General features: G+C 73.6%; 21 protein-coding genes. 11 read left to right on the plus strand and 10 right to left on the minus strand.

From position 1 onward, the window contains the following. Positions 1-74 precede the first annotated feature (74 nt). On the plus strand, positions 75-1,355 hold the full coding sequence (locus ACTMS0_RS16455; RefSeq protein WP_441156064.1) for a cation:proton antiporter: 1,281 nt from the start codon (positions 75-77) through the stop codon (positions 1,353-1,355). Positions 1,356-1,405: 50 nt separating this feature from the next. Here the strand turns inward: ACTMS0_RS16455 and ACTMS0_RS16460 are convergent, their stop codons facing one another. Beyond that, positions 1,406-2,341, minus strand: coding sequence for an NAD(P)/FAD-dependent oxidoreductase (locus ACTMS0_RS16460; RefSeq protein WP_441156215.1), 936 nt, complete (start codon positions 2,339-2,341; stop codon positions 1,406-1,408). 119 nt (positions 2,342-2,460) lie between these two features. On the opposite strand from ACTMS0_RS16460, the gene ACTMS0_RS16465 reads away from it, so the two are divergent. After that, complete coding sequence (locus ACTMS0_RS16465) at positions 2,461-2,676, plus strand: DUF3072 domain-containing protein (RefSeq protein WP_441156065.1); 216 nt, start codon at positions 2,461-2,463, stop codon at positions 2,674-2,676. Between the two features lie 44 nt (positions 2,677-2,720). On the opposite strand, the gene ACTMS0_RS16470 is transcribed toward ACTMS0_RS16465, so the two are convergent. From ACTMS0_RS16470 to ACTMS0_RS16480, 3 genes are read right to left on the minus strand one after another with little or no spacing between them, the layout of a single operon-like run. Beyond that, positions 2,721-3,221, minus strand: coding sequence for a metallophosphoesterase family protein (locus tag ACTMS0_RS16470; RefSeq protein ID WP_441156066.1), 501 nt, complete (start codon positions 3,219-3,221; stop codon positions 2,721-2,723). A gap of 32 nt (positions 3,222-3,253) precedes the next feature. After that, on the minus strand, positions 3,254-4,033 hold the full coding sequence (locus ACTMS0_RS16475; protein WP_441156067.1) for an SDR family oxidoreductase: 780 nt from the start codon (positions 4,031-4,033) through the stop codon (positions 3,254-3,256). After that, complete coding sequence (locus tag ACTMS0_RS16480) at positions 4,030-5,883, minus strand: glycoside hydrolase family 15 protein (protein WP_441156068.1); 1,854 nt, start codon at positions 5,881-5,883, stop codon at positions 4,030-4,032. Before ACTMS0_RS16480 ends, ACTMS0_RS16475 begins: the two co-directional genes overlap by 4 nt. A 101-nt stretch (positions 5,884-5,984) precedes the next feature. On the opposite strand from ACTMS0_RS16480, the gene ACTMS0_RS16485 reads away from it, so the two are divergent. From ACTMS0_RS16485 to ACTMS0_RS16495, 3 genes are all read left to right on the plus strand, one after another. Then, positions 5,985-6,572 (plus strand): general stress protein, encoded by a 588-nt coding sequence (locus ACTMS0_RS16485; protein ID WP_441156069.1) that lies wholly within the window; start codon positions 5,985-5,987, stop codon positions 6,570-6,572. Positions 6,573-6,749: 177 nt separating this feature from the next. Continuing rightward, positions 6,750-7,232, plus strand: a complete 483-nt coding sequence (locus ACTMS0_RS16490; protein ID WP_441156070.1) for a MarR family winged helix-turn-helix transcriptional regulator — start codon at positions 6,750-6,752, stop codon at positions 7,230-7,232. A gap of 10 nt (positions 7,233-7,242) precedes the next feature. After that, entirely contained in the window at positions 7,243-8,229 is a 987-nt protein-coding gene (locus ACTMS0_RS16495) for a pirin family protein (RefSeq protein ID WP_441156071.1), read from the plus strand. A 75-nt stretch (positions 8,230-8,304) separates the two neighbouring features. Here the strand turns inward: ACTMS0_RS16495 and ACTMS0_RS16500 are convergent, their stop codons facing one another. Next, positions 8,305-8,433 (minus strand): hypothetical protein, encoded by a 129-nt coding sequence (locus tag ACTMS0_RS16500; protein WP_255456070.1) that lies wholly within the window; start codon positions 8,431-8,433, stop codon positions 8,305-8,307. Positions 8,434-8,565: 132 nt separating this feature from the next. Here ACTMS0_RS16500 and ACTMS0_RS16505 point away from each other — a divergent pair, with 132 nt between their 5' ends. After that, positions 8,566-10,155 carry a phospholipase D family protein gene (locus ACTMS0_RS16505; protein ID WP_441156072.1) on the plus strand — a complete coding sequence of 530 codons (1,590 nt, stop codon included), beginning with the start codon at positions 8,566-8,568 and terminating at the stop codon, positions 10,153-10,155. Here ACTMS0_RS16505 and ACTMS0_RS16510 read toward each other — a convergent pair. Continuing rightward, positions 10,104-10,856 (minus strand): hypothetical protein, encoded by a 753-nt coding sequence (locus ACTMS0_RS16510; protein WP_441156073.1) that lies wholly within the window; start codon positions 10,854-10,856, stop codon positions 10,104-10,106. The two genes, ACTMS0_RS16505 and ACTMS0_RS16510, sit on opposite strands and share 52 nt — an antisense overlap. Positions 10,857-11,233: 377 nt before the next feature. On the opposite strand from ACTMS0_RS16510, the gene ACTMS0_RS16515 reads away from it, so the two are divergent. After that, a complete protein-coding gene (locus ACTMS0_RS16515) occupies positions 11,234-12,061 on the plus strand; it encodes a SigB/SigF/SigG family RNA polymerase sigma factor (RefSeq protein WP_441156074.1) in 828 nt (275 codons plus the stop codon). 119 nt (positions 12,062-12,180) lie between these two features. Here the strand turns inward: ACTMS0_RS16515 and ACTMS0_RS16520 are convergent, their stop codons facing one another. The 3 genes from ACTMS0_RS16520 to ACTMS0_RS16530 are packed head-to-tail and all read right to left on the minus strand — an operon-like array spanning position 12,181 to position 14,958. Beyond that, a complete protein-coding gene (locus tag ACTMS0_RS16520) occupies positions 12,181-12,771 on the minus strand; it encodes a GNAT family N-acetyltransferase (protein WP_441156075.1) in 591 nt (196 codons plus the stop codon). Further along, positions 12,768-14,288 carry an APC family permease gene (locus ACTMS0_RS16525; RefSeq protein ID WP_441156076.1) on the minus strand — a complete coding sequence of 507 codons (1,521 nt, stop codon included), beginning with the start codon at positions 14,286-14,288 and terminating at the stop codon, positions 12,768-12,770. The genes ACTMS0_RS16520 and ACTMS0_RS16525 overlap by 4 nt, the downstream gene beginning before the upstream one ends. Positions 14,289-14,328: 40 nt before the next feature. Beyond that, a complete protein-coding gene (locus tag ACTMS0_RS16530) occupies positions 14,329-14,958 on the minus strand; it encodes a GOLPH3/VPS74 family protein (protein WP_441156077.1) in 630 nt (209 codons plus the stop codon). 141 nt (positions 14,959-15,099) lie between these two features. Here ACTMS0_RS16530 and ACTMS0_RS16535 point away from each other — a divergent pair, with 141 nt between their 5' ends. The 3 genes from ACTMS0_RS16535 to ACTMS0_RS16545 are packed head-to-tail and all read left to right on the plus strand — an operon-like array spanning position 15,100 to position 18,936. After that, on the plus strand, positions 15,100-15,942 hold the full coding sequence (locus tag ACTMS0_RS16535; RefSeq protein ID WP_441156078.1) for a helix-turn-helix domain-containing protein: 843 nt from the start codon (positions 15,100-15,102) through the stop codon (positions 15,940-15,942). 39 nt (positions 15,943-15,981) lie between these two features. After that, positions 15,982-16,176 carry a DUF397 domain-containing protein gene (locus tag ACTMS0_RS16540; protein WP_441156079.1) on the plus strand — a complete coding sequence of 65 codons (195 nt, stop codon included), beginning with the start codon at positions 15,982-15,984 and terminating at the stop codon, positions 16,174-16,176. A gap of 54 nt (positions 16,177-16,230) precedes the next feature. Next, positions 16,231-18,936 carry an ATP-dependent RNA helicase gene (locus ACTMS0_RS16545; RefSeq protein WP_441156080.1) on the plus strand — a complete coding sequence of 902 codons (2,706 nt, stop codon included), beginning with the start codon at positions 16,231-16,233 and terminating at the stop codon, positions 18,934-18,936. 4 nt (positions 18,937-18,940) lie between these two features. Here ACTMS0_RS16545 and ACTMS0_RS16550 read toward each other — a convergent pair whose 3' ends face one another. Beyond that, a complete protein-coding gene (locus ACTMS0_RS16550; RefSeq protein ID WP_441156081.1) occupies positions 18,941-19,666 on the minus strand; it encodes a PP2C family protein-serine/threonine phosphatase in 726 nt (241 codons plus the stop codon). A gap of 196 nt (positions 19,667-19,862) precedes the next feature. Between ACTMS0_RS16550 and ACTMS0_RS16555 the strand changes: the two genes are divergently transcribed. Next, complete coding sequence (locus ACTMS0_RS16555) at positions 19,863-20,021, plus strand: hypothetical protein (protein WP_441156082.1); 159 nt, start codon at positions 19,863-19,865, stop codon at positions 20,019-20,021. The last annotated feature ends 59 nt before the right edge of the window (positions 20,022-20,080 follow it).

Genomic DNA, 20,080 nt, shown 5'->3' on the forward strand with positions numbered 1-20,080 from the left:
TACCGAACGGACATCGGGGGCACTTTCTGACACCACCTGCCCGTAGCCCGCGGGCGAGACGGAGAGGTGGTGTCGTGGAGCCGATCGACGTCGCGTACGCCGTGGTGGGTCTGGGGGCGCTGCTGGCGGGGATCCTGCCGCGCGTGCTGGAGCGCCGTCCCCTGTCCATGCCGATCGCCTTCCTGGGCCTCGGCATGCTGATCTTCCTGCTGCCGACCGGCCTGCCGGAGCCCGACCCCCTGGCGCACCGGGACATCGCCACCCACCTCACCGAGATCGGCGTGATCGTGGCGCTGATGGGCGCCGGGCTGAAGATCGACCGGCCGTTGAGCTGGCGGCGCTGGTCGTCGACCTGGCGGCTGCTGGCCATCGCCATGCCGCTGTGCATCGCGGCGGTGGCGCTGCTCGGGTGGTGGTGGGCCGGGCTGGTGCCGGCCGCCGCGCTGCTGCTGGGCGCGGCCCTGGCCCCCACCGACCCGGTGCTCGCCGCCGACGTGCAGGTCGGCGAACCCACCGACATCGAGGACTCCGAGGACGAGGTCCGGTTCGCCCTCACCTCCGAGGCCGGGCTGAACGACGGCCTGGCCTTCCCGTTCGTGTACGCGGCGATCGCGATCGCCACCACCAGCCTCGCCCCGGCGGACTGGCTGGCCCACTGGGTCACCGTCGACCTGCTCTGGAAGGTCGCCGCGGGGGCGTCCGGCGGCTGGTTGATCGGGTGGCTGCTCGGCAAGCTGTTCTTCCGCGCACCGAGCGAGCTGCGGCTGGCGCGGCACGCCGAGGGCTTCCTCGCGCTGGCCGCGACGTTCCTGGCGTACGGGCTGGTGGAGCTGCTCGGCGGGTACGGCTTCCTGGCGGTCTTCGTGGCCGCCCGCGCCATCCGTGCCGCCGAGCGGACGCACGAGTTCCACTCCGTCCTGCACGACTTCGCCGAGCAGGTGGAGCGGCTGCTCGCCGTCCTGCTCCTGCTGCTGTTCGGCGGCGCCGTGGTCGGGGGGCTGCTGGGGGCGCTGACGTGGACCGCGGCGGCGGTCGGCCTGGCGCTGGTGTTCGTGATCCGTCCGCTGGTCGGGTGGCTGTCGCTACGTGGAGCGCCGGGCCGTCCGGCCGAGCACTGGGTGATCGCCCTGTTCGGCATCCGCGGCGTCGGCTCGTTGTACTACCTCGCGTACGCCACCACGAAGGCCGACTTCCCGCAGGTCGACCTGCTCTGGGCCACCGTCGGGCTGGTGGTGGTCGTGTCGGTGGTGGTGCACGGCATCGCGGCCACCCCGGTGATGCAACTCCTCGACCGCTCCGGCGAACGCACCCACGACGCCGCGACGGACCAGACCCCCGAACCCGCCCGAACCTGACCCCAGCTCTCCCCTCCGGGAAGGGGCACGGGGAGGTTAGAGGGGCCGCGTCAGGTCAGCTGGGTGGTCAGGGCGCGGCCGAGATCGTGGCCGGAGCGCCAGGCGGTCTGCACGCGGGGCGCGCCGAAGGCGTCGCCGGCCAGGCCGATTCCGTCGTCGTCGAGGTGGTACGTCCCCTCCGACCCGGCCGCCGGCTTGGCGTAGGTCCACCGGTGCACGTGCACGTGCTCGGCCGGCTCGGGCAGCGCGAGCAGGTCCCGCACGGCCTCCTCGACGGCCGGTCCGGCAACGGTGGGCTGGAGCAGGTGGCCGGCGGCGAACTCGGGCGTGGTGTGCGCGACCAGGACCGGAGCGGCGTCGCCCCGCCGGTCGCCGTCGTCGCAGACCAGCGCCAGCACCGGATGGTCGTTGACGAACGCACCCCGGAAGTCGGCCCACCGGCGGTCCGGGAACCGCAGCACGACGGCGAGCGACGGCGACCAGGTCTGCGCCTGGACGGTCCGGGTCGCCGCCGCCAGGGCCGGGTCCAGCAGGAGCGCCGCCTGCGGGCCCGGCATGGCGAGCGCCACCGCCGCGCACGGCTGGCCGTCGACCACCGGCCCGGGTTCCACGCCGAGCACCAGGCGGTCCACGGCCACCGGCAGGTCCCGGGCGAGGTGCTCGACCAGCGAGCGCAGTCCCCGGGGCGCGGCCCAGCGCATCGGTCCGGGCACCTCGCGCCGGCCCTGCGCGTCGTACGCCAGGAAGGTGTCGGTCCACTCGCGTACCAGGCCCGCCGACCGCCACTCCTCCACGACGGCGGCGAAGCCGGGGTCGCCGGCCGTGACGTAGGCGGCGCCCAGGTCCGCCGGACGGCCGTCGAAGCGCTTGCTGGCCATCCGCCCGCCGGCGACCCGTCCGCGTTCCCGGATCTGCACCGGTATCCCGGCACGGGCCAACTCGCGGGCGCAGGCCACCCCGGCGATGCCCGCCCCGACCACGATCACTCCCGCCGGGTCCGCGCTCACCAGGTGATCCTATTCGGCTCCGCACAAGGCCGAATTCACCCGCATGGACGCACCAGGACCGGGGTACTGGCACATCTGTTCGAAGAAAGGTGGAGACCATGACCGACCGAGGGAACGGCCGGGCGAACCCGGAGGCCGCCATCAAGGACCCGGACGAGTGGGTCACCGGCGAGGAGCCGCCGACCGCGGCGCAGGAGTCGTACCTGGCGACGCTGGCCCGCGAGGCGGGCGAGGAGCCGCCGGAGGGCCTGACCAAGGCGGAGGCCTCGAAGCGGATCGACGAACTCCAGGAGGAGACCGGCCGGGGCAGGTGACGCGACGGGACGGGCCGGCGGGGGGCTCCGCCGGCCGGCCCGGCTCAGCGGCGCGGGAGCCGGTGCAGTTCGACGTCCGCCAGCCGTCCGGCTTCGACCTGGGCGGTGAGGTAGGTGGCGTACGGCTGGGAGCGCCGGTCGGTCGGCGAGCCGGGGTTGAGCAGCCGCAGGCCGCCGGGCGCGACGGTGTCCCACGGGATGTGCGAGTGCCCGAAGACGAGCAGGTCGACGTCGGGGAAGCGGGCCGCGCAGCGCTCCTCGCGCCGGGTCCTCTGCCCCGTCTCGTGGACCACCGCCACCCGGAGCCCGTCGAGGTCGACCCGGGCGATCTCCGGCAGCCGGGCACGCAGCGCCGGCCCGTCGTTGTTGCCGTACACCCCGACCAGCCGGCGGGCGCGGGCCGCCATGGCGTCCAAGAGCGCCTCGTCGACCCAGTCCCCGGCGTGCAGCACCACGTCCGCCGCGTCGATGGCGGCCCACAGCGGCGGCGGCAGGTCCCGGGCCCGCTTCGGTACGTGGGTGTCGGCGGTGATGACCAGGCGCATGCCGCCATTCTGCGGGCCCCCGAGGCCGGCGCTCAGGCGCCCTGGCCCTGGTTCTGCATCAGGCCACCGTCCATGAAGTACGTCGACCCGGTCACGTAGTCGGCGTCCTCGCTGGCCAGGAACACCGCCAGCTTGGCGATCTCGCCCGGTTCGGCGGCCCGCTTCCACGGGATGCTCTGCACCTGCTCCTCCAGGTACTTCGGGTCGTCGATGGCCCGCTGGTTGAACGGCGTCAGCACCATGCCCGGCCCGATGTTGTTGACGTTCATGTGCATCGGGGCGACCTCCAGCGCGAGGCTCTTGGCCAGTTCCAGCATGCCGCCCTTGCTGGAGTCGTAGTCCGCGCCGCCGGCCCGGGCCACCTCCTGGTGGATGGAGGTGGTGTTGATGATCTTTCCGCCCCCGCCCTGGTCGCGGCGGTGCCGCACGAAACGCCGGCAGCAGAAGAACATCCCGTACAGGTTGGTGCGGATGGACCGATCCCAGGTCTCGGTGTCCAGGTCCGCCACCGGGATGCCGGAGGCGTCCACCCCGGCGTTGTTCATCAGAACGTCCAGCCGGTCGAACTCCGCGAGGGCCTCGTCGAACATCGCGTCGACCTGGTGCTCGACGCTGATGTCACCCTGCACCACGACCGCCCGCCGGCCCGCCCGCTCCACCTCGGCCTTCGTGTGGTTCGCCCCGGCGTGGTCGTGCAGGTAGTGCACCACCACGTCGGCGCCCTCCCGGCCGAACTCGATGGCGGTGGCCTGTCCGATGCCCGAGTCCGAGCCGGTGATCAGGGCGGTCTTCCCGGCAAGGCGTCCGGTCATGAGCGTGCTCCTTCCGTCCGTCCCGTACCGGCCGGCACGGGTTGTCGTGTCTGCTCCGGGGCCTCCCGGCGCCGCTCGGCGGCCTCGGTGAGCAGTCCGGCGGCGTTGATGAGGCCGATGTGCGAGAACGCCTGCGGGAAGTTCCCCAGGTGCTCCCCGGTGGCCTGGTCGATCTGCTCGGCGAACAGGCCGAGGTCGTTGACCCGGCTCGCGAGCGACGCGAACAGGTCGGTGGCACGGTCCACCTCGCCGGCCAGGGCGAGACAGCTCACCAGCCAGAACGAGCAGATGACGAAGCCCGCCGGGTCGGCGTCCCAGCGGCGCAGCAGGCCGTCGCGGGACAGCCGGCGTTCGACCACGTCCATCGTGGAGCGCATCCGCGGATCGTCGGCGGACAGGAAGCCCACCAACGGCATGAGCAGCACCGAGGCGTCCAGCTGGTCGGAGTCGAAGGCCCCGGTGTACGCGCCCTGCTCGTCGTTCCAGCCGCGTTCCAGCACGGCGGCACGGACCTCGTCCCGGGCCGCCGCCCACCGGGCCACGTCGGACGGATCCCCCAGCCGGGGGCCGAAGCGCACCGCCCGGTCCAGCGCGGTCCAGCACTGCACCTTCGAGGAGACGTAGTGCCGTTCGGCGTCCCGCGCCTCCCACATGCCGGCGTCCGGTCGCCGCCAGTCGGTGACCGCCCGCTCTGCCAGCGCGCGCAGCAGGTGCCGGACGTCGGGCGACATCGGGTCGAGGTAGTGCCGCATCAGCCAGGCCGCGTCGAGGATCTCCCCGAGCACGTCGGTCTGCCGCTGCCGCCAGGCGTCGTTGCCCACGAAGACCGGACGGCTGTCCGCGTAGCCCGGCAGGTGGTCCAGGATGTGCTCGGTGAGGTCCCGCTCGCCCTGGACGCCGTACATGATGGGCACCGGCTCGTCGCCGATCCGGCCCATCGCCCGGGCGACCCAGGCGAACTGCCGGTTCGCCTCGTCGGGGCAGGCCGCCCGCCAGAGCGCCTGGAGGGTGAGGCTGAAGTCGCGGACCCAGACGAACCGGTAGTCGTAGTTGCGGTCGCCGCCCAGTTCCTCCGGCAGGGACGTGGTCGCCGCCGCGACGATCGCGCCGCTGGGCTGGTAGGTCATGCCCTGCACCACCATGGCGCTGTGCCGCACCACGTCGCGGAACAGGCCCCGGTAGTGGTCCCGGTGCAGGTCGGCCCAGGAGCGCCAGCCGGCGACCGCGTCGGCGACCAGCCGGTCGGCGTCCGGCAGCTGCGGGGGCGGCGAGTCGTAGGTCGGCGCGTATCCGAGCGTGAACCGGTACGTCTCGCCGGCCCGCACCCGGAAGGTCGCGGTCGCGCTGCCCCCGGCGCACGTCAGCGGCACGTCCCCGCGCAGGCTGAGGTGGCAGGCGCCGGCGGTGGCGCCGATGACACCGTCGGCCTCGATCAGGTACGCGGTGACCCGGCCGTACTCGAACCGGGGCCGGTAGTCCAGGCGGACCGGCACCTCGCCGGAGAGTCCCTCCACGACCCGGCCGAGCACCCGGGGCGACCGCAGGCCGATGTCGTGCCCGCGCGCGCCGGGTTCCAGCGCGAGGGCGTCGGTCACCGCGACCTGTCCTCGGGGGGTGGTGAAGACGGTACGCAGGACGAGCGTGTCGTGCAGGTAGGACCGCTCGGAGGTGAAGTCCCCGTCGGGTCGGATCGACCAGTGGCCCGCCTCGTCGCCGAGGAGCCGGCCGAAGACGGACGGCGCGTCGAACCGCTCCGGGCACCACCAGTTGACCGAGCCGGCCCGGTCCACGAGCACGGCGCTGCGGCCGTCCGCCAGGAAGCCGTGTTCGCTGATCCGTCCGCTGTCCACGGACCTGCCTACCCGTCCGGGTGGAACGGCATTCCACGCGCGGCCGGCGTTAACCGCCCGGCGACGGCGGGAACATGCCCAGTTGACGAAGGAGGAGGCTGATGACCACACCGTCGAGTCCGACCTCGGCCTGGCGTCCCGGGATGCCGGGCGGTGACACCTTCCCGTCCGGTCCCGCCGGTCACCCCTCGCCCCCGAGCGGTGACGGCAGCGGGCCGGGTGTCGGTCCACCGACCGTGACCATCGGGTCGTACCCGGATTATCCGTCGGCACAGCGCGTCGTCGACTACCTGGCGGACAACCGTTTCCCGGTGGAACACACGGCGATCGTCGGTACGAACCTCACCCTGGTCGAGACGGTCCTCGGCCGGATGACGACCGGGCGGGCGGCGCTGGTGGGCGCCGGCTCGGGTGCGTGGTTCGGTCTGTTCATCGGGTTGCTCTTCGGCATCTTCACGGGGGGCAACTGGATCGCGGTCGTTCTCGCCGGTCTGGTGATCGGTGCCATCTGGGGTGCCGTGTTCGGCGCGGTCACGCACGCGATGACCGGCGGCCGGCGGGACTTCACCTCGGCCAGTTCACTGCGCGCCGGCCAGTACGCGGTCATCGTCGATCAGCAGTACTCGGAGCAGGCCCGTCAGCTCCTGGGCCGGATGCACACGCCGGCCCCGACACACCAGCGGGGCTGACACCCGATCGCGTCACACCCCGGCCGCCGCTGGCGACCGGGGTGTTTTCGCGCGCGGGCTCCAGTGTCGGACCAAAATTCAAATCTGTACGGCCCATGTGAGCCACAGGTCCATGCCGCGATCAACGCCGCGCCGGGCGATGTTGTCAAAATTTGAAACAGTGCTACTCTGGGTCCCGTGACCGAGAGTCTGGAGCCGGAGCGTCTCACCGCCTGGCGGGCGTACATCGAGGCCAGCCAGCGGCTGTTCACCCAGCTGGAGGACGACCTGCGCGCCGACAGCGCGCTGAGCTTCGCCGACTACCACGTGCTGGTGCTGCTCTCCGAGGCGCCGGGGCAGCGGCTGCGGATGGGCGAGTTGGCCAGCCGTCTGGTCTTCTCACCGAGCCGGCTGACGTACCAGATCTCCTCCATGCAGCGGCGCGGCCTGGTGGCCCGGGAGGCCTGTCCCGAGGACCGCCGGGGCAGCGAGGCGGTGCTCACCGCCGCCGGGTTGCTGACCCTGCGGGAGGCGGCACCGCACCACCTGGCGTCGGTCCGCACCCACCTGATGGACGACCTCGACGACGACGAGGTCGCCTGCCTCACCCGGATCTTCGACCGGCTCGGGCGCCGGCTGCGCGCCGAGCGCGACACGGCGACCCACCCCAGCGAGACCTAAGGAGCCCGCGATGCCCGCCATCACCGTCGACAACGTGCTCGTCCTGCCGCGCCTGCCCCGGCTCGACGAGTCCACGACCTTCCGGCCGGTCCGCCGGCTGACCACCGCGCCCAGCGGGTACGAGGGCGAGGGCTTCCCGGTGCGCCGGGCCTTCGCCGGGGTGCCGCTGAGCGAGCTGGACCCCTTCATCCACCTCGACCAGATGGGCGAGGTCGACTACGCCCCGGGCGAGCCGAAGGGCACCGCGTGGCACCCGCACCGCGGGTTCGAGACCGTCACGTACATCATCGACGGCGTCTTCGACCACCAGGACACGCACGGCGGCGGTGGCACGATCACCGACGGCGACACCCAGTGGATGACGGCCGGCAGTGGCCTCCTGCACATCGAGGCCCCGCCGGAGCACCTGGTGATGAGCGGCGGCCTGTTCCACGGCACGCAGCTGTGGGTCAACCTGCCGCGGGTCGCGAAGATGATCGCGCCGAAGTACCAGGACATCCGTGGCCGCGAGTCGGCGCTGCTCACCACGCCGGACGGCGGGGCGCTGATCCGGGTGATCGCCGGCGAGATCGCCGGGCACCGGGGGCCGGGGTCGACCCACACCCCGATCACCGTGGCCCACGTGACGGTGGAGCCGGGCGCCGAGGTCGACCTGCCGTGGCGGCCGGACTTCACCGCCCTGGTGTACGTGCTGGGCGGGCGCGGCACGGTCGGCAGCGACCGCCGGCCGTTCCACACCGGACAGCTCGCGGTGCACGGCCCGGGCGACGCCCTGCGGTTCACCGCCGACGCCCGCCAGGACGGCCGCACGCCGAAGCTGGACCTCTACATCATGGGCGGCCAGCCGATCCGGGAGCCGGTGGCGCACTACGGTCCGTTCGTCATGAACACCCGGGACGAGCTGATCCAGGCGTTCGAGGACTTCCAGGCCGGCAAGCTCGGCGTGATCCCCGCCGAGCGGCTGCCGCACACCGACGGCCAGGGTCCGCGCCCCTGACCGGCACGCCGGCACCGTCACCACCGCACGACGGCGGGCACCCCGACCGGGGCGCCCGCCGTCGGCGTCCGCCCGTCAGGACACGGCGAATATGCCGGCCACGCCGAGGATCACCATCACCAACACGGCCACCAGCGCCCCCCGCTCGCCCTCGACCGCCTGCTCGCGGTACTCGGTCACGGAGTTCGTCGTCTCGCCGGGCATGGTGTGGCCTCCTCGGTTTTCGCGTCAAGATCGGCTGGGTATGCCGTGGGTCGGCCTTCCGGTAGCTCCGGCGGGCCGTGGACCCTCGGCGGGGGTTCCACCGACGTCGTCCGACTCGGGAGGGTGGGAAACGTGGTACCCCAGGAGTGGTTCCTCTCCGCAGGCGAACGCGCCAACCCGAGGTCTGAGTTACCCATCTGGACCAGCGGAAACCTTGCCGAGCCGTTAATTCACGGTGCGACGTACTTCGACCGGCTGGTGCGCGAGGTGGAGGCTCTCGAGGCCGGTGACCACCTCTTCTTCACCGACTGGCGAGGCGACCCCGACCAGCGGATGCGGCCGGACGGCCCCACCGTGGCCCAGCTCTTCGCGCGGGCCGCCCAGCGCGGAGTGGTCGTCAAGGGGCTGATCTGGCGCTCGCACCTCGACGCGCTCGCGTACAGCGAGGACGAGAACCGGAACCTCAGCGAGACGATCAGCGCGGCCGGCGGTGAGGTGCTGCTCGACCAGCGGGTCCGCCGCGGCGGCTCGCACCACCAGAAACTCGTGGTGCTGCGGCACCCCCGCTCCCCCGAGCGCGACATCGCCTTCGCCGGGGGCATCGACCTGTGCCACAGCCGGCGCGACGACGCCGACCACCACGGCGACCCGCAGGCGGTCCGGATGTCCGCCCGGTACGGTGACCGGCCGCCCTGGCACGACGTGCAACTGGCCGTCCGCGGGCCGGTGGTCGGCGCGCTGGACACCGCCTTCCGGGAGCGGTGGACCGACCCGATGCCGCTGGACTCGGAGAACCCGCTCGCGTACCTGCGGGACCGGCTGCGCGGCGCGGACCTGCGCCCGGACGCGCTGCCGGACCGGCCCCCGGACCCGCCGGCCTGCGGTCCCCACCACATCCAGGTGCTGCGCACCTACCCGGCGGTGCGGCCCCCGTACTCGTTCGCGCCCGACGGCGAACGCACGGTGGCCCGGGGCTACACCAAGGCGGTCCGCCGGGCCCGCCGCCTCATCTACCTGGAGGACCAGTACCTCTGGTCGACCGAGGTGGCGGACCTCTTCGCGCGGGCGCTGCGGGAACATCCGGACCTGCACCTGATCGCCGTCGTTCCCCGGCACCCCGACGTCGACGGCCGCCTGGCGCTCCCGCCGAACTCGGTCGGCCGGGAGCAGGCCCTCTCGCTGTGCGAGAAGGCCGCGCCGGACCGGGTGCACCTCTTCGACCTGGAGAACCACGCCGGGACGCCGGTGTACGTCCACGCCAAGGTCTGCGTCGTCGACGACGTGTGGGCCAGCATCGGCAGCGACAACTTCAACCGCCGCTCCTGGACGCACGACAGCGAGCTGTCCTGCGCCGTGGTCGACGGCACCCGCGACCACCGCCACCCTGTGGACCCCGCCGGAACCGGCGACGGGGCCCGGGTGTTCGCCCGGGAACTGCGGCTGCGGCTGCTGCGCGAGCATCTCGACCGGGACCCGGCCGGCGGCGAGGACGCCGACCTGCTCGACCCGGCCGACGCGGTCGCGGCCGTCACGGCCGCCGCCGACGCGCTGCAGCGGTGGTACGACGGTGGCCGGGTCGGCCCCCGTCCGCCGGGGCGGCTGCGGCCCCACCGGCCGGAGCGGCTGCCCTGGTACACCCGGGCCTGGGCGCTGCCGTTGTACCGCCTGGTCTACGACCCCGACGGCAGGCCGCTGGCCGCCCGGCGCGCCGGCACCTGGTGAGCGGCGCCCGCCCCGACCGGCTCGGGCTCCCCGCCGTGCACGGTCAGCCCGCCGGGGTACGCGAACGACGCGCGGGGGGCGTAGAAGCCGAACCCGATCGTGAGCGGGTTGTCCGGGCGCAGCGCGTAGATCGGGTGCGCCGGCTCCAGGAACTCCACCGACTCGACGACGAACGGGTTGACCGGCTCGGCGACGTACGGGTAGACGGCGTTGAACAGCCGCCCGTCGTGGGCGGTGAAGTAGCGGTGGTGCCCGCTGCTCACCATGCTCCCGGCCTCGCCGACCTGGCAGCGCGCCCGGATCACCGGGACACCGTCGATCGCGGTCTCGGCCACGAGGAGACCGCCCTCACTGCCGATGGTGGTCCAGCCGCGGACGGCCGGCGCGCCGCGGGCAGCGGCGTACTCCCGGACCCGCGCGCTGGAGGTGACGTAGTGGGTCCACCAGCCGCCCGGAGTCTTCCCGCCGGGGGCGTCCACCCCGACGAGCGAGACCCCGACGTACGTCAGCGAGTACGCCCCGAAGCCGGACGTCTGGCAGGCGTCGTCGACGACGTACTGGTTCAGGAAGACCTGCCGGTCGGGGCGGGGCCGCAGGCCGGCGGGCACCATCGCGGCAACCGCGTCGGGGTCCGCCGGGAGCCAGCTGAAGTAGAGCGCGCGGCTGTTCACCACGAGCTGGGGAGCGGACGGGTCGAGCACGATGCCTCCGGTGCCACTGTTGTCACCGTTGACGCTACGGCTGGTCCCATAGACGGGACAACGACGGAAAGTCGACAGCGAGAACCTCGCCGCTGAGCTGCGGCTGACCGCTCGACGGCACCGGGAGGCCGTCCAGTCGACCGGGCCCGGATGTCCGGTCAGCGCCCGGTCGGACGAAGAAACGGATGATCAGCCTCACAATCCGATGGGATTTCGTGCTCTTTGCGGCTTTCACGGTTGTTAGTAACTTAAGTGCATCAGCCGTTCGGCTAGATTTCGGCGAGACGATCGGGCTAAGGTGACTTCCGAACGGACACCTGAACCTAAACCAAAGCGTCACGTCTTTATCCGCGGACGAGGTGCAGGGAGGACCACCCATGACCGCGCCAACGATCAGCGAAAACGCGACGAAGGCCGTACCGAGCTCCACCGAGAAGCTCGACCCCCGCGCGCTCACCGACAGCGCCGCCGACCTGCTCAACGCGATGGCCGCGCTGCCGGCCAACCACCCGTCCCGCGCCGCGCTGCGCGACAAGGCGATCGAGGCCTGGCTGCCGCTCGCCAACCACCTCGCGCACCGCTACAGCGGCCGCGGGGAGCCCACCGACGACCTGGCCCAGACCGCCGCGGTCGGGCTCATCAAGGCGATCGACAAGTTCGACCCGTCCCGCGGGGTCGACTTCGCGGGGTACGCGATCCCCACCATCATCGGTGAGCTCAAGCGGCACTTCCGCGACCGCACGTGGGACATCCGGGTCCCCCGCCGCCTCCAGGAGCTGCGGCTGGCCATCTCCGACGCCAACAGCTCCCTGCTCCAGACCCTCGGCCGCTCGCCGACGGTCGCCGACATCGCCACCCACCTCAACATCACCGAGGAAGAGGTCCTGGAGGGCCTGGAGGGCGCCCGCGCCTACAACGCGGTGTCGCTGTCCACGCCGACCGGCGACGGCGACCGGGCCACGGAGCTGGGCGACCTGCTCGGCGGCGAGGACGGTGAGTTCGAGCTGGCGGAGCTGCGCGTCGCGCTCGGCCCGGCGCTCGCCACCCTCGACGAGCGTGAGCAGAAGATCCTCACCCTGCGCTTCTACGGCAACCTGACCCAGTCGCAGATCGCCGAGCAGATCGGCGTCTCCCAGATGCACGTGTCCCGGCTGCTGGCCCGAGCGCTGACCAAGCTGCGTGGGCAGCTGGACGGCACGTACTGAGTCAGCGGCAGGACGGTGGCCGGGTCGGCGGGCCCGGCCACCGTCATGTCCGAGCCGCCGAGCGGGTGTTAGTAAGGGCCCCTTCTACAACGCGAGGCGTTAAGAAGGGGCCCCTCCTTTCACTTCTGCGGCTCCCGCCACATGGGCCAGAACGGGGTGCCGTCGGGCAGCCGGAACGGCTCGCGGACCTGGTAGCCGTGCTTGGTGTACAGCTCGACGCCGATCTCGCTCGCCGCCTCCAGGTAACCCGGGATCCCGTTGGCGTCCAGCCAGGCGTGGTGGTGCCGCAGCAGGGCGCTGCCCACCCCCTGGCCCTGCCGGTCCGGGCGGACGGCTAGGAGCGCCAGGTGGTGGTGGTCCGGGTGGGGGTGGCTCGCGGCGAACAGCTCGTCCAGGTGGGCGAAGCGCTCGGTCCACTCGCCGCACGCGGCGGCCAGCCGGGCGTCGTAGTCCTCCGGCGGCGGCGCCGGATCCCCCACCGACGGGAACCAGACCGCGACGCCGGCCCGGTCGGCGGTGCCGAACACCAGGCCGTGCCGCATCGCGTGGTCGACCAGGATCTCGAACTGCCCGGCGAGGACAGACTCCCGCTTGCTCTCGTCGGGCACCAGCCAGCGTGGCTGGTCGAGCACCAGGAACGCCCCGGCGATCCGCTCGGCGACCAGCCGGGTCTCCGCCGGGCCCAGCCGCTCGACGGCGAGGTCGCTCACCGCCGGGCCTCCGTCCGCTCGGGTGCCGCCGCGGCGTCGGGCAGCACGCCGGTCGCCGTGCTCTCCGCGCCGAGGCCGATCCGGGCGTACGTGTCGCGCCGGCCGGCCCGCAGCACCAGCGCCCACACCACGCCGAGCAGCGCGGCGGCCACGTACGCGACCGGCACTCCCCAGCGCAGGGTGTGGTCCGGCGCGACGCCGAGCAGGTCGGCGAAGTTGACGACCGCGAGGGCGACGATGCCGGCCAGCGCCAGCGCGGCGAGCCCCGGCGCGACCGCCCGCCGCCACAGCGTCTCCTCGGAACCGCTGCGGGCGAAGTAGACGATCACCGCGACCGAGGTGGTGGCGATCAGCAGCAGCACCCCGAAGCCGCCGCTGGTGCCGCCCCAGTAGAAGAGCTGCACGACCGGGTCCCATCCGTTGACCGCGTACAGCAGGATCACGACGAGGCCGAGCACGCTCTGCGCGAGGGACGCCGCCCGGGGAGCGCCGGTCCGCGGGGAGGTCCGCCCGAAGACCGCCGGCAGCACCCGCTCCCGGCCGAGGGCGAAGGTGTACCGGGCCGTGGTGTTGTGGAACGAGATCATCGCGGCCAGCACCGACGTCAGGAACAGCACCTGGCCGATGGTGACGACGGTGTCGCCGAAGTGCTCCCCGGCCAGGTTGAAGATCAGCGCGACGCTCTGCTCGCCGGCCTGCTCGGCGATGCGGTCCGGCCCGACCGCGACGGTCATGCTCCAGGAGGAGAGCGCGTAGACCACGGCGATGATCGCGATGGACAGGTAGGTCGCCAGCGGCACCGTGCGCCGCGGGTCCTTGCTCTCCTCGCTGAAGACCACGGCGGACTCGAAGCCGACGAAGCCGAGGATCGCCAGCACCAGCACCGCGCCCACGCCGGGGACGAGGAGGTTGTCCGGGGCAAGCGCGGCGAAGCTGACCTGCCCGTCGGCGGGGTTGCCCAGCTGCCCGAGGTCGAACACGAGGATCACCGCGATCTCGGCGACCAGCAGGGCGGCGAGGACCAGGCCGTTGATGTCGACCCGCAGCAGGCCCAGCACTGCGACGATCGCCCAGGCGACCAGCGCCACCAGCCACCACGCCGCGGTGACGCCGAAGAGCCGGTCCAGCACCGGCTCCGCGGCCGCCCCGATGGCGCCGTACAGGCCGACCTGGAGAGCGTTGTACGCGATCAGCGCCACCCAGGCGGCGCCGACGCCGGCCGGCCGGCCCAGCCCGCGCGACACGTACGCGTAGAACGCGCCGGCGTTGGCGAGCCGGCGGGCCATCGCCACGTACCCGACGGAGAAGAGGGCGAGCACCGCGGCCACCGCCAGGAAGGCCACCGGGATACCGAGGACGCCGATGACGCCGTAGCCGGTGGTCACCACGCCGGCCACGACCGTCAGCGGCGCGGCGGCGGACAGGACGAAGAAGATCACCGACGGTACGCCGAGCCGGCCACGGGCCAGCGCCTCGGAGACGTTGCTCGGTCGTTCGATCGTTGCACTCGAGGACATGCGCGGCTCCGGTTCGAGGGAGGGGTGAGGGGGTGCCGGGTCAGGGAACGCCGCGCAGCACCGCGGCCCCGACCGCCGCCTCGGTGTGCGCGACCAGCTCCTTCAGCGGGGGCGGCAGCGCGGCCACGAGCCCGGTGAGCCGGTGGTGGGCACGGGGGCCGGTGGTCCACAGCACCTCGCGGCTCAGGCCGGCCGCGGTGACGAGGCCGAGCAGCAGCGCGTCGGCGAGGGTGGGCAGGGGCTCCGACCGCTCCAGCAGCACCCGTAGCCGCGTGGCCGGCCAGGCCGCCGTGTTGGGGTCGAGCGGGACGTACGACACGGTGGTGCGCAGCAACCGCCGGCTCTCCTGGCGACGCAGCACTCCCGCCCGCGCCAGCCGCTCCCCCACCGAGGTCGTGGCGCTCTGGGCGAGGAAGGTGAGCCAGGTGCGGACGGACTGGTGCTGCGCCTCACCGATGAGCTGGTCGAGGACGGTGTGGGCGAGCGCGTCCGCCGGCGGACGCCGGTTGACGATGGAGATGAGACCGGCGGAGACGGTGAGGTGTCCATACAGGACGAGTTCGCCGAGCAGACCGCCGGCGAGCCCGAGACCGGTGGCGGTCGGGTGCAGCTTGGCTCTGCCCCGGATGTCGTTGTGGGCGATCAGGAAGAACTCGTCGGCGATGAGCAACCGGTCCTCCCGTACGCATCGTCCACAGTGATCGCAACCGGGCAAGGATGCACCCACCGGATCCGCATTGCAACTCCCGGTTTCGCCGGTTGCACTCCGTATTTGCGCGACCTGCGGATCTTGCCGTGACAGACTCGGAGGGTGACCGCGAGCCCGACCGTCCGCCGCCGCCGCATCGCGCGGGAACTCCGCCAGCTCCGCGAGCGGGCGGGCATGACCCTGGATGTCGCCGCCCGACAGCTGGACATGTCCAAGAGCAACCTGTCCCGCATCGAGAACGCGCAGATCGGCATCAAGCCGCGCGACGTGCGCGCCGCCCTGGCCCTCTACCAGGTGACCGGCGCGGACGCCGAGGCGCTGATCGAAATCGCCCGCGGCGCGCAGCAGCGCGGCTGGTGGCAGAAGTACAGCGACGTGCTGCCGGAGTGGTTCGAGTTCTACGTCGGACTGGAGGCGGAGGCGGCGACGCTGCGCACGTACGAGGCCGAGGCGGTGCCCGGCCTGCTCCAGACCGAGGCGTACGCGCGGGAGGTCTTCCGGCGCACCGCCGGCGAGGAGGGCATCGAACGGAAGGTCGCCGCGCGCCTGCGCCGGCAGGAGGTGCTGCACCGCGACGACCCGGTGGAGCTGTCGGTGGTGCTCAACGAGGCGGTGCTCTGCCGGCCGGTCGGCGGCCACGCGGTGATGGCCGACCAGTTGGCGCACATCGCGAAGGTGGCTCAACTACCGAACGTCACCGTCCAGGTACTACCGTTCTCGGCCGGCGGACACCCCGCGATGAACGCGCCGTACGTCGTCCTGACCTTTGCCGACGCGGCCGACGCCGCCGTCGTCTACCTGGAAAATCTCACGACAGGCCTGGCGCTGGAGGAGGCGGGCCAGGTCGCCGGGTATAGCCTGGTGCACGAGGAGCTGCGCCGGTTGGCGCTCGGTCCGGAGGCGTCGCAGGCACGCCTGACGGAGGCTTCTCGTAACTTTGCGTGACCGCTGACGCGGCACGCCGGCACAGACGAGAGGTACCAGATGACCGCGCTCGACCGGGCGAAGTGGCGCATCAGCAGCCGCAGTGTGGGCAACGGCAACTGCGTCGAGGTGGCCACGCTGGACGGTCGCGTCGCGGTCCGGGACAGCAAGGACCGGCGGGGCCCGGTGCTGGCGTTCGCGCCGTCGGCCTGGCGGGCCTTCGTGACCGGCGTCGACGGGGTACGCGCCGACTGACGCTCCCCAGGGCCTGCGTCGACGTCACCGGCCCTGAGGGTGCGAGACTGTCCCGTGCTCTCCGACGTGCCGCTCGACCTGCCGGTTCGCCCCGCGCTGCCGGCCCTCGTCGCGGCGCTGCGGTCCACCGGCACCGGCGTGCTGGTGGCGCCGCCCGGCACCGGCAAGACCACCCTGGTGCCGCTCGCCGTGGCCGACGAGGTGTCCGGCCGGGTGCTGGTGGCGCAGCCACGCCGGGTCGCAGCCCGCGCCGCCGCGCACCGGATGGCCGCGCTGCTCGGCGAGCGGGTGGGCGAGCGGATCGGGTACGCCGTCCGCGGCGAACGGCGGGCCGGCCCGCGTACGCGGGTCGAGGTGGTCACCACCGGGCTGCTGGTCCGCCGGCTGCACCGCGACCCGGAACTGGCCGGCACCGGCGCCGTGCTGCTCGACGAGATCCACGAGCGGCAACTCGACGCCGACCTGGCGCTCGCCTTCGCGGTGGAGGCCCGGGCCGCGCTCCGCCCCGACCTGTGGCTGCTCGGGATGTCGGCGACCCCGGACACGGACCGGGTCGCCGCGCTGCTCGGCGGTGACACGCCCGCGCCGGTGGTGCGGGCGTCCGCCGCCCTGCATCCGGTGACCCGGATCTGGTCGCCGCCGGCCCGACCGGTCGCCCCGCCCGGCGCCGGCCGGGTCGACCCGGCACTGCTCGACCACGTCGCGGCCACGGTCCGCCGCGCGCTGCGCGAGCACGAGGGCGACGTGCTGGTCTTCCTGCCCGGGGTGGGCGAGATCGCCGCCGTGGCGGGCCGCCTCGCCGACCTGCGTACCGAGGTGGACGTCCTGTCGCTGCACGGCCGGCAGCGGGCGGCCGACCAGGACGCCGCCCTCCGGCAACGACCAGCCCGGCTCGGCGCGTCCGACTCCGCGCCGGGAGCCGGGACAGTCGCCGGGGATCGGCGGCGGGTGGTGCTGGCTACCGCGGTGGCGGAGAGCAGCCTGACCGTGCCCGGCGTACGGGTGGTGGTCGACGCCGGACTGGCCCGGGTCGCCCGGATGGACCTGGCCCGGGGACTGGGTGCCCTGGTCACCGTGCCGGTGTCCCGGGCCGCCGCCACGCAGCGCGCCGGCCGGGCCGGCCGGGAAGCACCCGGTCATGTCTACCGCTGCTGGTCGGTGGCGACGCACGAACGGCTGGCCGCGCAGCCGGAGCCGGAGATCGCGACCGCCGACCTGACCGGGTTCGCGCTGGACCTCGCCGCCTGGGGCGCACCCGACGGTCGTGGTCTCGCGCTGCCGGACCCACCGCCACCGGCCGCCCTCACGGTGGCCCAGGACACCCTCACCACGCTCGGCGCACTCGACCCCGACGGCCGGATCACCGACCGCGGCCGGACGATCGCCGCCACCGGCGCGCACCCCCGGCTGGCCCGGGCCCTGCTCGACGGGTCGGACCGGGTGGGCGCGGACCGGGCCGCCGAGATCGTCGCGCTCCTCGCCGAGGAGACCGTGGCCGGCCCCGGCGACGACCTGACCGCCGCGTGGCGTCGGCTCCAGGCGGGCACCGACGCCGCGGCCACTGCCCGCTGGCGAGCCGAGGTACGCCGCCTGCGCGCCGCCCTGCCGACCGGACCGGCCGCGGCAGACGTGACCCCGGCGTCCGACCGCCGACACGCGAACCCGGCGACCGACCGCGCGGACGGTCGAACCGGCGTCCGGCCCGGCCGGAAGCCCGACCCGCAGGCCGACGGCGCAGGGACGGGACGGGCCGAGGGGATCCGACCCGGGGAGCACCTGCCCGACGACCTGGCGGCCGGGCTGGTGGTCGGTCTCGCGTACCCGGAACGGCTGGCCCGGGCGCGGCGGCCGGGCGGTTCGGCGTACCTGATGACCGGCGGGACCGCGGCGGAGCTGGCGCCGGGGTCGGCGCTGGCGGGGTCGGCGTGGCTGGCGGTCGCGGTGGCCGACCGCTCCCCCGGCGCGCCGGCCGCACGGATCCGGCTGGCCGCCCCGGTGGACGAGGCGACCGCCCGGGAGGCGGGCGGGCCACTGCTCGGCACGGCGCGCGAGGTGGTCTGGTCCGGGACGGACGTGGTGGCCCGCGAGGTGGTCCGGCTGGGCGCGCTCGACCTGGTCGAGCGTCCGCTGGCCCGTCCCGACCCGGAGGAGGTGACCGCCGCGCTGCTGGACGGGCTGCGCCGCACCGGCCTGGACCTGCTGACCTGGACGCCGGCGGCCCGGGCCCTACGGGAGCGGCTGGCGTTCTGCCGCGCCGCGCTCGGCGACGACTGGCCCGACGTCGGCGACGAGGCCCTGCTCACCGCCGCACCGGTCTGGCTTGGGCCGGAGCTGGCCACTGCCCGCCGGCGGGCCGACCTGGCCCGGGTCGACGTCACCGCCGCGCTGCGCCGGCTGCTGCCCTGGCCGCTCGCCGGCCGTCTCGACGAGCTGGCACCCGAGCGGATCACCGTGCCGAGCGGCTCGCGGATCCGCATCCACTACACGGACCCGGCCGCGCCCGTGCTGGCGGTGAAGCTCCAGGAGACGTTCGGCTGGCGGGAGGCGCCGCGGATCGCCGGTGGGCGCGTACCCGTGCTGCTGCACCTGCTCTCCCCCGCCGGGCGGCCGGTCGCCGTCACCGGCGACCTGGCCTCGTTCTGGCGGTCCGGCTATCCGCAGGTGCGGGCGGAGCTGCGGGGCCGCTACCCGCGCCACCCGTGGCCGGAGGACCCGACCGTGGCCGAGCCGACCCGGCGCCCGACCCCGCGCCGCCGCTGACGGGTCACTCCTCCACCACGTCCGCGACGATGGCGGTGATGTTGTCCGGTCCGCCGGCGTGCAGGGCCAGGTCGATCAGCTTGCGGCCGCAGGCGGCCCGGTCCGGGTACGCGGCGAGCACCTCGGCGAGAGTGTCGGGCCGGACGACGTTCGACAGCCCGTCGCTGCACAGCAGCCAGCGGTCCCCGGCCCAGGGCACCATCGTGGCGTACGTCGGGGAGACGTCGTCGCCCTGCAACGCCTGCGTGACGACCGCCCGCCGGGGGTGGCTGCTCGCCTGGTCCGGGGTGATGACGCCCTGGTCGACGAGCATCTGCACGAACGTGTCGTCCCGGGTGACCTGCTTGACCACGCCCTCGCGGAAGAGGTAGGCGCGCGAGTCGCCGACGTGGGCGAGCGCCAGGCAGCTGCCCGTCCGGGCGAAGAGGAGCGCGGTCAATGTGGTCCCCATGCCCTGGCGCTCCGGATCCTCGCTGACGGCCTGCTGGATCCGGGCGGTGGTCAGCTGGATGCCGCTCTGCAACGCGGCGACCAGCGCGTCCTCCGGGGTCTCCGCGTCCAGCGGGGCGACCGAGTCGATCGCGATGGAGCTGGCCAGATCGCCGGCCGCCATGCCGCCCATCCCGTCGGCGACGGCGACGAGCCAGGTGCCGGCGTACAAGGCGTCCTGGTTCCCGCTGCGGATCAGCCCACGGTCGCTCGTGCCGAACGAACGCAGCGTCAGGGTCATGGGAGGCAGCCTGCCAGGCCGAGGGTCCAGTTGTCTCTAGGAGATCGGGACCACCGGTGTGGCGCGTCGAATCTCACTGCCGTCGTCCCGGACGGCTCATCAAGCCGGATCGATTGACAAGGGTGCCCGGGCACTGTAACCATCGGACGCAACCTGGGAGCGCTCCCAGCTCGCCGCCGCCCCGGAAGGAAGTCCCGTGACGCCATCCCGACGCCGCCTCGCACTGCTCGCCACGGCGACCACCGTGGCGCTGACCGGCGCCGCCGCCGGTCCGGCCCACGCCGAGCCACCACCCGACGCCCCCGAACAGATCGACAACGGCGACTTCAGCGCCGGCGTGTCCCCCTGGTTCTAGTACGGCACCGGCACCCTCGGCGTCACCGACGGCCGGCTCTGCACCACCATCCCCGGCGG

The organism is Micromonospora sp. H33, assembly GCF_052068455.1.
Taxonomy (GTDB): domain Bacteria; phylum Actinomycetota; class Actinomycetes; order Mycobacteriales; family Micromonosporaceae; genus Micromonospora.

Excerpts from the sequence above, each read along its gene's own strand:
- ACTMS0_RS16465 (WP_441156065.1), top strand. The coding sequence starts at position 2,461 with ATGACCGACCGAGGGAACGGCCGGGCGAACCCGGAGGCCGCCATCAAG.
- ACTMS0_RS16470 (WP_441156066.1), bottom strand. The coding sequence starts at position 3,221 with ATGCGCCTGGTCATCACCGCCGACACCCACGTACCGAAGCGGGCCCGG.
- ACTMS0_RS16475 (WP_441156067.1), bottom strand. The coding sequence starts at position 4,033 with ATGACCGGACGCCTTGCCGGGAAGACCGCCCTGATCACCGGCTCGGAC.
- ACTMS0_RS16485 (WP_441156069.1), top strand. The coding sequence starts at position 5,985 with ATGACCACACCGTCGAGTCCGACCTCGGCCTGGCGTCCCGGGATGCCG.
- ACTMS0_RS16495 (WP_441156071.1), top strand. The coding sequence starts at position 7,243 with ATGCCCGCCATCACCGTCGACAACGTGCTCGTCCTGCCGCGCCTGCCC.
- ACTMS0_RS16500 (WP_255456070.1), bottom strand. The coding sequence starts at position 8,433 with ATGCCCGGCGAGACGACGAACTCCGTGACCGAGTACCGCGAGCAGGCG.
- ACTMS0_RS16515 (WP_441156074.1), top strand. The coding sequence starts at position 11,234 with ATGACCGCGCCAACGATCAGCGAAAACGCGACGAAGGCCGTACCGAGC.
- ACTMS0_RS16525 (WP_441156076.1), bottom strand. The coding sequence starts at position 14,288 with ATGTCCTCGAGTGCAACGATCGAACGACCGAGCAACGTCTCCGAGGCG.
- ACTMS0_RS16540 (WP_441156079.1), top strand. The coding sequence starts at position 15,982 with ATGACCGCGCTCGACCGGGCGAAGTGGCGCATCAGCAGCCGCAGTGTG.
- ACTMS0_RS16550 (WP_441156081.1), bottom strand. The coding sequence starts at position 19,666 with ATGACCCTGACGCTGCGTTCGTTCGGCACGAGCGACCGTGGGCTGATC.